The 13,878-nt window shown below is 59.8% G+C and carries 10 protein-coding genes and 1 pseudogene; 6 read left to right on the top strand and 5 right to left on the bottom strand.

Features of this window, described 5'->3' with window-relative positions; all coding sequences use genetic code 11:
* The first annotated feature begins 105 nt into the window (after positions 1 to 105).
* Positions 106 to 780 carry a sigma-70 family RNA polymerase sigma factor gene (locus PSV43_RS05240; RefSeq protein WP_300194482.1) on the top strand — a complete coding sequence of 225 codons (675 nt, stop codon included), beginning with the start codon at positions 106 to 108 and terminating at the stop codon, positions 778 to 780.
* A gap of 4 nt (positions 781 to 784) precedes the next feature.
* On the top strand, positions 785 to 2,218 hold the full coding sequence (locus tag PSV43_RS05235) for a N,N-dimethylformamidase beta subunit family domain-containing protein (RefSeq protein ID WP_300194481.1): 1,434 nt from the start codon (positions 785 to 787) through the stop codon (positions 2,216 to 2,218).
* 64 nt (positions 2,219 to 2,282) lie between these two features.
* Here the strand turns inward: PSV43_RS05235 and PSV43_RS05230 are convergent, their stop codons facing one another.
* From PSV43_RS05230 to PSV43_RS05215, 4 genes are all read right to left on the bottom strand, one after another.
* Positions 2,283 to 3,218, bottom strand: coding sequence for a calcium/sodium antiporter (locus PSV43_RS05230; protein ID WP_300194480.1), 936 nt, complete (start codon positions 3,216 to 3,218; stop codon positions 2,283 to 2,285).
* Between the two features lie 124 nt (positions 3,219 to 3,342).
* Positions 3,343 to 4,635, bottom strand: a complete 1,293-nt coding sequence (locus PSV43_RS05225; RefSeq protein WP_300194479.1) for an SGNH/GDSL hydrolase family protein — start codon at positions 4,633 to 4,635, stop codon at positions 3,343 to 3,345.
* A gap of 9 nt (positions 4,636 to 4,644) precedes the next feature.
* Positions 4,645 to 5,475, bottom strand: a complete 831-nt coding sequence (locus tag PSV43_RS05220; protein ID WP_300194478.1) for a ThuA domain-containing protein — start codon at positions 5,473 to 5,475, stop codon at positions 4,645 to 4,647.
* Positions 5,476 to 5,609: 134 nt separating this feature from the next.
* On the bottom strand, positions 5,610 to 6,437 hold the full coding sequence (locus PSV43_RS05215; protein WP_300194477.1) for an NAD(P)-dependent oxidoreductase: 828 nt from the start codon (positions 6,435 to 6,437) through the stop codon (positions 5,610 to 5,612).
* A gap of 87 nt (positions 6,438 to 6,524) precedes the next feature.
* Between PSV43_RS05215 and PSV43_RS05210 the strand changes: the two genes are divergently transcribed.
* Positions 6,525 to 9,224, top strand: coding sequence for an HAD-IC family P-type ATPase (locus tag PSV43_RS05210; protein ID WP_300194476.1), 2,700 nt, complete (start codon positions 6,525 to 6,527; stop codon positions 9,222 to 9,224).
* Here PSV43_RS05210 and PSV43_RS05205 read toward each other — a convergent pair.
* The gene (locus tag PSV43_RS05205; protein WP_300194475.1) at positions 9,196 to 10,215 is read right to left on the bottom strand and encodes a peptidylprolyl isomerase; all 1,020 of its coding nucleotides are present in this window, start codon (positions 10,213 to 10,215) and stop codon (positions 9,196 to 9,198) included. The two genes, PSV43_RS05210 and PSV43_RS05205, sit on opposite strands and share 29 nt — an antisense overlap.
* A 152-nt stretch (positions 10,216 to 10,367) precedes the next feature.
* Between PSV43_RS05205 and PSV43_RS05200 the strand changes: the two genes are divergently transcribed.
* From PSV43_RS05200 to PSV43_RS05190, 3 genes and pseudogenes are all read left to right on the top strand, one after another.
* Positions 10,368 to 11,168 carry a hypothetical protein gene (locus tag PSV43_RS05200; protein WP_300194474.1) on the top strand — a complete coding sequence of 267 codons (801 nt, stop codon included), beginning with the start codon at positions 10,368 to 10,370 and terminating at the stop codon, positions 11,166 to 11,168.
* A gap of 209 nt (positions 11,169 to 11,377) precedes the next feature.
* Entirely contained in the window at positions 11,378 to 13,153 is a 1,776-nt protein-coding gene (locus tag PSV43_RS05195) for an MbnP family protein (RefSeq protein ID WP_300194473.1), read from the top strand.
* A pseudogene (locus PSV43_RS05190) lies at positions 13,150 to 13,878 on the top strand (hypothetical protein); the annotation flags it as partial. The gene PSV43_RS05195 and the pseudogene PSV43_RS05190, both read left to right, overlap by 4 nt.

The raw sequence follows: 13,878 nt of genomic DNA, 5'->3' as shown, positions 1-13,878 counted from the left end.
GGTTTTTGGAGGGCATTTCAATACGCCTTCCCAGCGGAGAATCTATCGTATGGATGACAAAACGTCGTTGCCACCACCCAAGCCGCCGTTACTATCACTCTCCGCATGTCCGACCTCCCCAAAGTCGCTGAAACTGAAGAACTCCTGAAGGAGACCTCTGGATCGCCCCCGACCCGGAAGACGCTCATTGAAAAATTGGACAACTGGGATGACTGGGCGAGCTGGGATGAGTTCTACCGGACCTACTCGGGTTTTGTCTTCCACGTCGCGCGCAAGACGGGCCTGAGTGATGATGAGGCAAGTGATGTGGTGCAGGAGACTTTCATCGGCGTGGCGAAGAATCTGCAGAAGAAGAAGTTCGACACGAGCCTGGGCTCCTTCAAATCGTTCCTGTTGAATCAAGCGCGGTGGCGCATTCTGGATCAGTTCCGCCGGCGCAAGAAGCAGCAGAGCCGCGAGGCGAATCTGTATGCGGATGAGACGGATGAACGGCGCACGGCACCGATCGACCGCTGTGCTGATCCGAATGGGGTGGCGCTTGAAAAGCTGTGGGAAAAGGAATGGCAGGACAAGGTGATGGATCTGGCGCTGCGCCGGGTGCGTGCGCTGGTGTCTCCACGTCAGTTCCAGATTTTCTCTTGCTACGTGATCAAGGGCTGGAGCCCTGAACGCGTGAAGAAGGAGCTGGGGGTGAATGCGGCGCAGGTGTATTTGGCGAAGCACCGAGTGGGACGCATTTTGAAGCGGGAAGCGGCGAAGTTGTCTGAGACTGAGCAGTGAGGCGATGAAAGCCGCCGAGGATATCTGGCGTAGCGGTCTCATGCACCGCATCATTGCCCTCCTTCTCGTTGTTTCATCCCTGCAAGCGGCAGATCCCCTGCCCCTCTTTATCGAGGGCTATGCGGGACAGCGGAGCATCGCGCAGGGGGAGGAGATTCCGATTCATGTGAGCACGACGGCGGCGAAGTATGAGATCGAGGTGGCGCGTCTGGGTGCGGTGCGGGAGGTGGTGTGGAAGAAAGCTGATGTGCCGGGTGTGGCGTATCCTGTGCCGGAGGATGCTTCGGCGAATGGCTGCCGCTGGCCGGAGAGTGTGCGGGTGCCGAGCACGGCGGCGTGGAAGTCGGGCTACTATGAGGTGGTCTTTCGTGCTGCGGATGCAGGGGGCAAATGGATGCAGCGCGGGAAGCGCACGGCGGAGAGCAGCGCGTGGTTCATCGTGCGGCAGGCAAAGCCGGGCACGACCTCGAAGATTCTGCTGCAGCTTTGCACGAACACGTACAATGCGTACAACAACTGGGGTGGCTTCTCGGTGTATGCCTACAACAGTCTGTCGAACAATCAGGGGCATCGCGTGAGCTTTGAGCGGCCGGGGCCTTCGCAGTTTGGGCGGTGGGAACTGCCCTTTGTGCAGTGGGCGGAGAAGAATGGCTATGCGCTGGAATTTGCCGCGAATGATGATCTGGAATTTCGGCCGGAGTTGCTGACGAGTTACAAGTTGGTGCTGAGTGTGGGGCATGACGAGTACTGGAGCACGCCGATGCGTGACCACTTGGAAGACTGGATCGGCAAGGGTGGAAACGTGGCTTTTTTCAGCGGCAACACTTGCTGCTGGCAGGTGCGTGCGGAGGATGGCGGGCGGGCGTTTACGTGCTGCAAGCAGAACTACCATCTTGATCCGGTGTATCAGTCACGGGAGTTCAAAACGCTGAGCACGTTGTGGAGTCATCATCTACTCAAACGTCCTGAGAACGAACTGACGGGGGTGGGGTTTCTGTGGGGTGGCTATCGCAAAAGCCATGGGCAGTTCATGACGGAGCCGGCGGAGTATGAGGTGCATCGGCCGGACCACTGGATCTATGCCGGCACCGGTTTGAAGCGAGGGGACAAGTTTGGCGGCAAGGATACCATTGTCGGCTATGAATGCGATGGGTGTGAACTGAGCTGGATGGACGGGCTGCCCTTCCCGACGTGCAAGGATGGTACGCCGAAGAGCTTTGAAGTGCTGGCCACATGCCCGGTGCGCTGGCACCCGGATGATGCGGAATGGTATGAGAAGTGGGAGAGCGGACGCACGGGCGCGGCTTGCCTAGGACTCTATACGCGGGGAGGGACCGTCTTCACCGCTGGCACGACTGACTGGGCGCATGGACTGATGGGGAATGATGCGGTGGTGATGAGGGTCACGCGGAATGTGCTGGAGCGGCTGGCGAAGTGATTTTTGTCGTGTTTTTTTGCACACGCACGGACGGGCGGGCTGTCGCCACACATGTGTTACTTATTTAGTGGGCCGAGCTTTGGTTCAAGGTCAGCACCACATAGGCTGCATAAATGACTAGAAGGAGGATGCCACGCCAGCGGTGGATATACCCCCCGCGACCGGGAATGATGAGCAGCGTGGTGACGGCACCGAAGAGCAGGGTCGGCTGGATCTCGGGCAGGTTCACCGGATACGGATGGATCAATGCTGCGACGGCAGCCACGAACAGGACATTGAAGATGTTGCTGCCAAGGATGTTGCCGAGTCCCACGTCATGATGGCCGCGCATGCGGGCGATGAGGGTGGTGGCCAACTCTGGCGTGCTGGTGGCCACGGCGATAACGACGGCTCCCACAACGAAGGGGCTCCAGCCGAGTGCGGCGGCCACGCCTGTGCCCCCATGCACCACGAACTGCGCAGCGCCGATGAGCATGGCAAGGCCCAGGAGGCAGAAGCCGAGCATTTTGAGCACAGGAACTTTTTCCACCGGTACTGCCTGTGCCGCTGCATGGGCACGGGCATGACGGATCACCACCGTCAGCCATGCCACGAAGCAGACAATCATGATCATGGCGTCCTGCCGCGAGAACCAGCCATCCATGAGGAGCAGATAGACAAAGCCCGGAACCAGCAGGGAGATGAACCAGTCCCGCCGCATACCGCCGTCCTCCGCCTTCATGCCGGAGAGTGCCAGTACCAAACCGAGCACTAGGGAGACGTTGACGACATTGCTGCCAAGCACATCTCCAAGTGAGATCTGCGGGACGCCATCCAGCGCAGCCTGAACCGCCACCATCAGTTCCGGTGACGAGGTGCCAAACGCGGCCACGGTGACCCCGATGACAGCGGTGGGCCAGCGGGCCCAAGCGGCCAGTCCGATGCCCCCTCTCACAAAGAGTTCACCACCAAACCAGGCGAGCACGACGCCAGCGAGGAGATACACAATGGATTCAGTCATAAGGGAGGTCAGGGGTTGTAGCGCACCCCTCGCCAAAAGTGAGTACTGCGGCAAGTGCGATCGCGGTGTGTTTTTGGAATAGACATGCCATGCAGGCTCATGAGGCCCTGCCCGCAATGCCTGATCACTTCTCTTTTTTAACCACAGGAAGGACGTGGTGGGAGATCTCCTGGCTGAGGAGTTCGGAGGCCTGTTTCTGCCAGTGGAAGTTGTCACCGGCGGCGAGGTCGAGGTGGGCGGCAAACAGAGCGTAGGCATCGATCACTTCAATGCCTTCCTGCTTCATGACCTGGGCGGAGAGGGTATTGAGCCGGAGGACCACGGCGTTTTTGTCGCCGAAGGCGGTGACGGGTTTGTTGGGTGCGGGACGCGCGGCGGTGTGCGGCGTGGTCATGAGGTAGAAGATTTTGGCCTGCGGCGCGCCGGTCTTGAAGCAGCGGGCGAGTTTTTGCATGCGCTCCAGAACGAGTGAGTCGGGGACTTTGTCCGGCGTCCAGCCGAGGGAGTGGAGGCCGTTGTTGAAGACCACGGCGTCAAATTTGAAACGACCGGCCATTTCGGTCAGCGCCTGTTCGGGGACATCACCGCCAACGAAGTGGACGCAGTGGAAGACATAGACGTGCTGCTTGAGCATCTCGGCAATGAAGGAGCCGCTGTAACCGACAGAGATGGAGTCGCCGTAAATGAGCACCTTTGGCCACTCGGGGTGGTCGATCTTTGGAACGTCGAGCGCCCAGCCTTTCCCGGCCACCGCGCCGCGTGGGAACTCGCCCGTGGCCTCCTTCTTGGAGACGTAGCTGTATGAGGAGCCGAAGACCTTCGCGGAGTGTACGGTCACGGGCATGGTTTTTGACTTCGCGTTGTCGTTGCGTCCGATCCACATGGGTCCGTCATTGGGGATGAGTTCCATGAAGCATTTTTTGATGGGAGCGTCATCGATGTAGAAGGTCGCCAGGCCGTTGCGCACGGCCATGGTGAAGGTGACGGGCTTGTTGATCTCCGGCTCGTTGCGGCCATTGAGCGCGCCGCCCACCATGAGGATCTTGTTCACGACGGAGTTCACCTGCCGCGCATAGTAGGGCTTGTCCTTGTAGTTGAAGAACATGGCAAAGCCGTCGTCCTTGTCGGCGCTCTGCTTGTTCATGACGGAGAAGACGGCGTCCTGAACCAATGCATCGAGCGAGAGTGTGACCTGCACGGTGAAGTTCTTCTGATCAGGAAAGGCCTCCGCAGGCACGGCGAAGGATGCGCCATCGCGCAGCTTCACCACGCCGTCGGATTTCTCTACTGCACCTGACTGTTGGGCCGCAGGGATGTCGTTCTTGGCCAGATCCCAGAGAGCGGGTTCAGCGGCGGCGGCTACAGCGCCCGTGAATGCGAGCAGGAGCGTGGAGAGGAGAGTGTGTGGGTGCAGCATGGTGGTGTACTATTTCGCTGTCTTGCTTTCGGTTTTCCCCGCTGAGGCAGCCCAGCGGATGCCTTCCAGTATATGGTTGCGGATGAAGGGGGTGCTGAGTGAGCGGAGATCGTGGCCGAACTCGGTGTAGAAGAAGCGGCCGCCCGCCGCGGGCTCATGCGTCCAGGCGATGGGATGATCTGCACCCATCGGCTTGCCTCCGCGCGTCTTGAAATAATGGCGCACGGGTGTGTAGGTGCTCTCATCCACGCGCAGCAAGACTTGAAAGCCAGGCTGGCCGGTGACGGCGCGGTCGTGATTGGTCCAGTCGGCCTCGATGAAAAACTCCGCAGGCTGGCCCTTTACGGCGGGATGATCCTTTGCGGCGGGCTCCACGGTCACTTTCGCCTTGGAGAAATCGGAGTCACTGTTGAAATCGCAGCCGCCAAGCTGGCTCAACCACGGCCAGTTTGTTTGATGCACGAGTGCTGCGTGCAGGCCGACAACGCCCTTCTTTCCGCCGGCGAACCAAGCTTCGACCGACTGCCGCTGCGCCTCGGGGATGATCTTGTCGAGTTCATTGGCGTTGTTGAGCAGCAACACATCGTATTTGGCGAGCACCTGAGGCATGAGGTCTTTCGGACTTTCGGTGATGTCCACATCGAAACCGTTTTCATGGCCGAGCAGGACCAGCCAGCGGTTGATACCGGGGATGTCGGGATGCCTGTAATAGGCGGCACCGGAAAAGACGAGCACCTTCATGCGGCCCCAATCAGCGGCAGCCGGAGCCGTGGTGTCATGAGCCAGAGCCATGCGAGTGAGCATGGCGAAAAAGAGGAGGATGAAGGTGTGTCGTTTCATTGGGGGCGGGGCACTTCGGGACCGATGAAGTCGGGACTACAATGCGAAGAGATTAGAGACGGCTCGGTGGCAGGCGTGATTGCGGAGCAGTTTGATCGAGGACGAGGACGATTGTGTCCAAGCGCGGTCACTTTTCAGCGCTGGCCGATGACGCTGAAATCGAGATCACCATTCCCGGCATCGACGCTGGCGCGCATGGCGACGGCGGTGCATTCGAGGGCGGGTGTCTTGAGCCTTGCCTCTGCCGCGAGTTCGCGGGCGAAGTCGGCGTCTTTGAGCATGTTGCGCAGAGCAAAGTGCGGCTCGAAGTCGCTCTTGATGATGGCGGGAAGTTTCATGCCGATGAGAGCGGAGAAGTTGGCGTTTGATTCCAGTGCCTCTAGCAAACGTTCGAGGGGGATGCCGTTGGCTTTGGTGATGTCTGCGGCTTCGGAGACGGCTTCGACGATCACGGCGGAGACGAGATTGGTGACGATCTTGAGCACCATGGCATCGCCGATGGCACCGAGTGGGAGGATCTTGGCGGCACTGGCGGCGAGCACGGGTTTGGCGCGCTCGATCAGGAGCTCGCTGCCGCCGATGTAGTAGCTCAGCTTGCCATTCTGTGCAGCCATCTTGCTGCCGGTGAAAGGAGCATCGAGGAAGGCGGCCCCGGTTTCTTCGACGAGCTGGGCGGCTTGCAGCGTGGCTTTTTTGCTCACCGTGGCGTGATTCATGACGAGATGCCCGGCTTTGAGTGCGGGCTTCATGTCTTCGATGGCGTCGAGCAGCGCAGCGCCGTCGCGCACGAAGATTTGGATAATGCCTGCCGCCTCGGCCACTTCATGGGGTGAGGCGAGGAAGTTGGGCACGGGGCGCGCGCTGCGGCTCCACACAAAAACCTCATGCCCGGCTTTGCGCAGATTGTCCGCCACACGACTGCCGATGATGCCGAGCCCGAGAATGCCAACGTTTTGTTTCATGCCACGCCCTTAGCGCGCATTTGCATCTACGCAACCCATGGGGCGCATTCCCCATAGCGGTTGTCGTGATCTAATTTAAAGTTCGCCATGCAGGTCTTACCATCGCTCAACTGGCACGCGGCAGAATCTGAAAAAATTGTGGAGGCGCTTGAGACGGATGCGCAGGTTGGTCTGAGCGGCAGCGAGGCGACCGAACGTCTGAAGCAGCACGGCCTTAACGAACTTCCGGAGGACAAGCACAAGCCGCTGTGGAGGGTGTTTGCCTTGCAGTTCGCGAGCCCCCTGATCTACATTCTGTTCGTCGCGGCGGTAATCTCTTTTGCGATGGGGCATGGCAGTGACGCGGTGGTGATCCTGGTGGTCGTGTTGATCAATGCGCTCATCGGCGCTGTGCAGGAAGGCCGGGCGGAGCACTCGATGACGACGCTTCGCAAGCTCTCGGCGCTGAAAGTGCGCGTCGTTCGGGATGGAAAGGAATCTAACGTCGAAGCACGGGAACTGGTGCCGGGAGACATCCTTCTGCTCGGAGCAGGAGATCAGGTGGGGGCTGATGCGCGACTGCTCGAAGCAGCGGCTTTGGAAGCCACTGAAGCTGCGCTCACGGGAGAATCGCTCCCGGTTCAGAAACACACTGAGTTGGTGGATGAGGACGCAGGGCTGGGTGACCGCAGAAACATGATTTACTCCGGCACGCACTTCACTGCGGGCCGTGGGCGTGCGGTGGTGGTGGCCACGGGTCTGCAAACGGAAGTGGGAAAGATCGCCAGCCTGACGGCAACGGCGGAGGAACCCAAAACGCCGCTGGAAGTTCGACTCAAGCAGTTTGGCAACTGGCTGGTGGGCGCTTCCATCGTGCTCTTTGTTTTGGTCCTCGCCTTTGGTCTGCTGCGTGGCATTCCCTTTGTGACCATTTTCATGGTGGCAATCAGTCAGATGGTTTCGATGGTGCCCGAAGGCCTGCCAGTGGCCATGACCATCGCGCTGGCGGTGGGCATGCAGCGGATGGCGCGCCGAGGGGCCATCGTGCGCCGTCTCGCAGCCGTGGAGACGCTCGGGTCCACCAGCATCATTTGCAGCGACAAGACTGGCACGCTCACGAAGAACGAGATGACGGTCACCACTCTTATTCTGCCGGATGGTCTTCAAATCGAAGCAACGGGAGCTGGCTATTCGCCTGAGGGCAAACTGCTCGGTGCCAGCAAGGATGATGCTGCGCTGAAGTCTTTGCTGGAGGCGATCACGCTTTGCAACGACGCGAACCTTGTGCCGCCCGAGGCGGAAGAAACGCGCTGGCGGCCGCTGGGTGATCCCACTGAGGCGGCTTTGCTGACAGTCGCGCTCAAAGGCGGGGTGGAACTCGAAACGCTGCGCGATGAGTGGCCGCGCCGTGCGGAGATCCCCTTCGACTCAGCGGCGAAGATGATGGCCACGCAGCATGATCGTGATGGGAAGCGCAGGGTACTGTTCAAAGGCGCGCCTGAGAAGCTGCTTGATCTCTGCGATCCTGCGACGCTGGATCTCGCACAGGTTCAGCAAACTTCCGAAAAACTCGCGGGGCAGGCTCTCCGGGTGCTCGCCGTGGCCGAGGTTAGTGACTCCCCACTCGATGAAAAAGCTGGTTTTGAACCCTGGCGCGGCAGGCTGCGCTTTCTCGGTCTGCTGGGCCAGTTAGATCCACCGCGAGAAGAAGTGAAGGAGGCTGTCGCTGAGTGTCTGGCAGCGGGCATCCGGCCGGTGATGGTCACCGGGGATCACAAGGCCACAGGGCTTGCCATCGCGACCGAACTGGGCATTTCAAAGCCCGGCGACATCGCCGTGGACAGTGGGGAACTCGAAGCAATGTCTGAAGCTGATTTGCGCGCCAGTTTGGAACGCATCTCCGTTTTTGCGCGGGTGCAGCCGGAGCAGAAGCTGCGCATCGTGAAGGCCTTCCAGTCGCAGAAGCAGGTCGTCGCCATGACGGGAGACGGCGTCAATGACGCTCCGGCGCTCGCTGCGGCGGATGTCGGCGTGGCTATGGGTATCACGGGCACGGAGGTGGCCAAGGGCGCGGCGAAGATTGTTATCACGGATGACAACTTCGCCACCATCGTCAAGGCCATCGAGGAAGGCCGGCTCGTGTATCAGAATCTCAAAAAGGTTGTGCTGTTCCTGTTTGCCACGTCCATTGATGAGGTCCTTGTGCTGCTGCTCGCGTTGCTGTGCGGCTACCCGCTGCCACTGGCGGCGGTGCAGATCCTGTGGATCAACATCGTGACCGAAGGCGCAGTGACGGTGAACCTGATCATGGAAGGCCCGGAGGGCGATGAAATGCGCCGCCGCCCCACGCCAATGGGCGAGCAGCTCATCACAAGACCGATGCTCCAACGGCTGCTGCTCATGGTCAGCACCTCGGTGGTGGCAATCTTCGGTTTCTTCGTGTGGCGGGAGGCCAGCGGCGTTCCGTTTGAACTCGTGCAGACGGAGACTTTCACACTCATCGCCGTGACCCAGTGGTTCAATGTTCTTAACTGCCGCAGCGCCACCCAATCCTCCTTCAGCCTGGATGTGCTGCGCAATCGCTGGCTCGTCGGCGGTCTCATTCTGGGCAACGCCCTGCACGTCCTCGTCATCTACAACGCATCGATGAACCACATTTTCCACACGGTGCCGATCCCGCTGGCAGATGTCTTTCTTCTCGGTGTCATCGGCAGCAGCGTGCTGTGGGCCGAAGAACTCAGGAAGTGGCGCGCACGCCGCAGAAGCGCCGAGGTCGGCATCAAGGAGCCGGTTCAGCGTGATCAATGACCGCGGTGTGATAAACCACCTGGCGCTGAGAGTTCTCGCGCAGTTCGGTGAGGAGACTCTGCACGGCCTGCTCGCGCCGTTGGCTGATGAGGAGGGCGGTGATTTCGACTTTCGCCTCTTCAAAGGTCGAGAGGCGTGAGGCATGGCGCTCCAATACGCGGATGAGGTGCCAGCCGAGCTGCGTCTGCACCGGTGCGCTGGGCTGGCCGATTTTGAGCTTTTGTACGGCGGCGATGAAATCTGCCGGCATGCGCTCCTGCGTGAACCAGCCGAGGTCGCCGCCCAGGACACTGCTTCGAGCGTCATCGGAATGTTTTTTGGCCAGTTGAGTGAATGTCTTCTCGTGAGCGAGCAGCTGACGATGGATCTCACGTATTTCCGGCTCGCGGTCGGGCTTCGTTTTGTCGTGCCGGGTGAGGAAGATGTGCGCGGCATGGTGTGCGGGTGGGATGCGCAGGGCTTCCTTGAACTCATCGTACCAGTGCTGCACGTCCTGCTGGGTCAGCTCATTGAGACGAGGCTGAATTTGCTCCGCGATCCATGCTTCATCGAGCTGCGCGGCGTAGATACGGGCTTCCAGCGACTGGGGCGTCAGCTGCTGGGCGGCCAGGCGGCCGGGAAACTCTGCGGCATCGGCGAACTGGCGCTGCATTCTCTCAGACTCACGTTTCGCGGCGGGCCGGGACGTATCCGTGTTGAGCATGCTCTTTGTGCGACAGGCACGCACAAGGCGGTCGTTTACAAGATTTTCCAGCGCCAGCCAGCGGGTGTTCTTGCGCGCGACTGGGTCGAGACTGGCCCAAGAGTGATCGTGCTTCCAGAGGTGCTCGCGCATTGATTCCTGCAGTTCCTGCTGGGAGATTGGCTGGCCGTGGACAACCGCTGCGGCCGCCTCCCGGCCCCTGAAGGCATGCATGTCCGCCAAGAGGTAACAGGCAGCAATGGTTGCGGCGGCAAGCCACCACAGAAGGTTCTGGAACGAACGTGGCATCTGAATTGGTAGCCTAGAACAGGGCTTTCCGATAGTAATGCACTGCTTTGGCCATCAAAGAAGTAGGATATTTCCGGTTAAATACTATTTATCGTAATTTTCACAAAATAAATCTAGATTTATTGAGCTAATATTATAAATTCCATACACTCATGACATTCAGAAGGCTATTCCCCCTCGTATTTGCGGCCTGCACCCTCACGGCTGCAGCTGCAACTATCAGCGTGAACGGACTGAACAACAACGGGGAGTCGATTGGCCAGTATGACATCAACGGTCAGACCTATTGGTGGCTGTGCATTGAGCCCGGTACGCCTGCTTTGAGCAACGCGACCATCACTGCAGAAACGTACTCGTTTCATGATGGCTGGACCGTGCAGAACACGGAGCGCAACGCCATCTATCTGTCGGATGCAGCTTTCTACGCACCCATCATTTCAAAGCAGGTGGCCGTGATGGAGTACGTCCTCGACACCTTCCTGCCTTGGGACACCCTGGCAGGTGCCTCGGGCCGCTTCCTTGAACAGAGCGGCGACTACAACAACTTTGTCAATGATGCCGACTTCTACAATGCGATGTACGCCATCCAGGACTTCCTTGCCCAGACTGAGGGCTCGCCGCCCAGGAGCGACTTCAGCGACTTCACCGGCTTGAACAGCTACGAAGACTACTTTGCAAGTCTGGGAACAGCGACGGGTGACGCCCGCTCCGCCATTTTCCAGAGCATTTTGAACGATGTGGCCGCGAAGGATCAGGCGGGCTTTTTTGCCACCTACACCGCCCAGCACAACTACTTCACGGTGAACACACTGTTGGACGAAGAAGACCCCAACAACTGGCAGGACGGTCTCGTCATCGGGGGTTTTGCCCCGGTTCCTGAGCCAGGCGGAGCGCTGCTCATCGCCAGTTGCGGCATCGCATGGACATTGCGCCGCCGCCGTCGGATTGGGTGATTCACTGGGCGGTCGGGCTTCATGCCTCAAACCACGCTTGGTGGCTATCTCGCCGGATCAACCTCGGAAGCTGAGGTCACTTGTGCCCGATGAAGAAAATCGCACAATCGCGGATGTTACCATTTTTGTGTCACCATCTTACAAATCCCTGACTTGCGAGCCTGTAATTTCCATAGATCATGTGTCACGAACGATATTGTTCGTCACTTATGCGCCGCATTTTCACGAGAAACCCGCTTTCCGAAGTGCCTTTCAGGGCATGGGCGATGGTGTTATGCGGTGTCTCGCTGTTGACGCTGGGTGCGGCGGGGCAGGATTTGCACTTGGAGATCGTGCCGATGGTGGATGGTCAGGTGCTGCGGCTGAATGAGCCACTGGGACTGGCGGTGGCGGCGCAGGTGACGCGGCTTGATTGCCTGCTCTCCGGGCTGGCTTTGCAGAAACAGGATGGCACCTGGCTGGAGTCGCAGGACTGGTTTGCGTACCTGAGCACGGCGGAGGGTCGTGTGAGCGCGAAGGTCTCAGGCATGCCTGAGGGCGTGTACCAGGGCATCCGCTTCCGCATTGGTGTGGATGAGACGACGAACAAGTCAGACCCGAATGGTTATGAAGCGAATCATGCGCTCAATCCGCAGGTCAATGGTCTGCACTGGGGCTGGCAGGGCGGGTATATTTTCATGGCGCTCGAAGGCCGATTCTCCAAGGACGGCAAGGAGAATGGGTTCTCGTATCACATCGCCAATGCGCCGCAGTTGATGACGGTGGAACTGCCGGTGGAGTTTCACGGTGGCAGGCCGATGACGCTGGCGGTGGAGATGGATGTGCAACGGGTACTGAAGGACATCGATTTCGCGAAGGATGGGACTTCAACGCATTCGCGTGCGGGCGATGCGCTGGCGGCAAAGCTCAAGACGAACATCGAGCATGCATTCCGCGTGCGCAGTGTGAACTATGATGTGTATCAGAAACCGGCGTTCGCGACGGAGCCTGCACCCCTGCCCGCTGGCACCCATGCCCTGACGCCAGCGATGACGCAGCGTTTTCCACAGGTGCAACTGCCTGCCGACAATCCGCTGACGCAGGAAGGCGTGGCGCTGGGCCGACAGTTGTTTCATGACACGCGGCTGTCGGTCAATCAGACGCAGTCCTGCGCGTCCTGCCATGACCAAGCGCATGCCTTTGCCGATGCGCGGCGTTTCAGCCCCGGCGCGCAGCAGCAGCAGGGCAGGCGGAATGCGATGCCGTTGTTCAATCTGGCCTGGCAGCAGTCCTTCTTCTGGGATGGCCGTGCGGCCACGCTGCGTGAGCAGGTGCTGATGCCGATCCAGGATGCTCACGAGATGAATGAGACGCTGCCGAAGGTCATCGCCAAATTGAGTGCGGATGCGGAGTGCACGCAGGCGTTTGCGAAAGCCTTTGGTTCCGCACAGATCACGTCTGAGCGCGTGGCGAAAGCACTGGAGCAATTTTTGCTCACGCTTGTGTCACAAGAGTCGCGCTTTGACCGAGCGGTACGCAAAGTGGCGGAACTGACAGAAAGCGAGAAGCGCGGACTGCAGCTCTTCGTGACGGAGTTTGATCCGAAACGTGGGCTGCGAGGCGCTGACTGCTTTCACTGCCATGGCGGCACGCTGTTTGTGAGCCAGTCGTTTGCCAGCAACGGCCTTGAGCTTGCGGAGGATGATCTTGGGCGCATGGCGGTGACGCAGAACGCGGCTGACCGTGGGAAATTTAAAACACCGAGTCTGCGCAATGTCGCACGCACTGCGCCCTACATGCATGATGGCCGCTTCACCACGCTGGAGGAGGTGGTGGAGCATTACAGCAGCGGCGTGCAGCGCAACGCCACGCTGGACCCGAATCTGGCGAAGCATCCAGAGGGCGGCATTCAACTCACGACGCAGGAGAAGGCCGATCTGGTGGCCTTTCTCAAGACGCTGACGGATGAAAGCTTCACCGGCACCGCAGCCACCGCCGCACGATGAAGCGACTGCTGCTCACATTGCTGCTGGCCAGCCAACTCTCTCAAGCAGATGACGTGACGCATGCGCAAAGCGATGCGCTCGCCGCGGAAGCCGCAAGGCTCATGCCCGACAAGCCAGCGCCGAAGATGCAAACGCTGCCGCCGACACCGGCGCAATATTCAACCCTCGGACTGTGGAGCGGAGTGATACCGTGGACGCCGCATATTCCGGTGACCTGCGCCCAACTGCCGGACGGACGTCTGCTGACTTTCGCCTCCAGTCAGCGCACCGGTTTTCCCGTGGGTCATTTCACGTATGCGGCCACGTGGGACTATCGCACCGGAGAATTCGTGGAGATCAACAATCCACGTCACGACATGTTCTGCGGCGGTGTTTCGCTGCTGCCGGACGGCCGCCTGCTGGTCAATGGAGGGAACAACACCATCCGCGACTGCAGCCTGTTTGACTGGCGCAGCAACACCTGGAGCGCAGCCGCCGACATGCAGGACCCGCGCTGGTACAATACGAGCGTCGCGCTGCCAGATGGCAGCGTCTTCACCGCCGCTGGATCCGGTGGCAGTAAAACGGCGGAGCGCTGGCAGGAGAGAAGCGGGTGGACGCGCTTCACGAACATCAACTGGGCGCTGGCCACGAATGAAGGCGGTGACGAGTCCATCTGGCATCCCTTTCTGCATGTGGCACCGGATGGCCGCATCGCGCATACCGGACCGACGCGCAGCATGCAC

The organism is Prosthecobacter sp., assembly GCF_029946185.1.
Taxonomy (GTDB): domain Bacteria; phylum Verrucomicrobiota; class Verrucomicrobiia; order Verrucomicrobiales; family Verrucomicrobiaceae; genus Prosthecobacter.
Note: the sequence above shows the minus strand (reverse complement) of the source record. Positions and strands in the feature narration are given on the sequence as shown.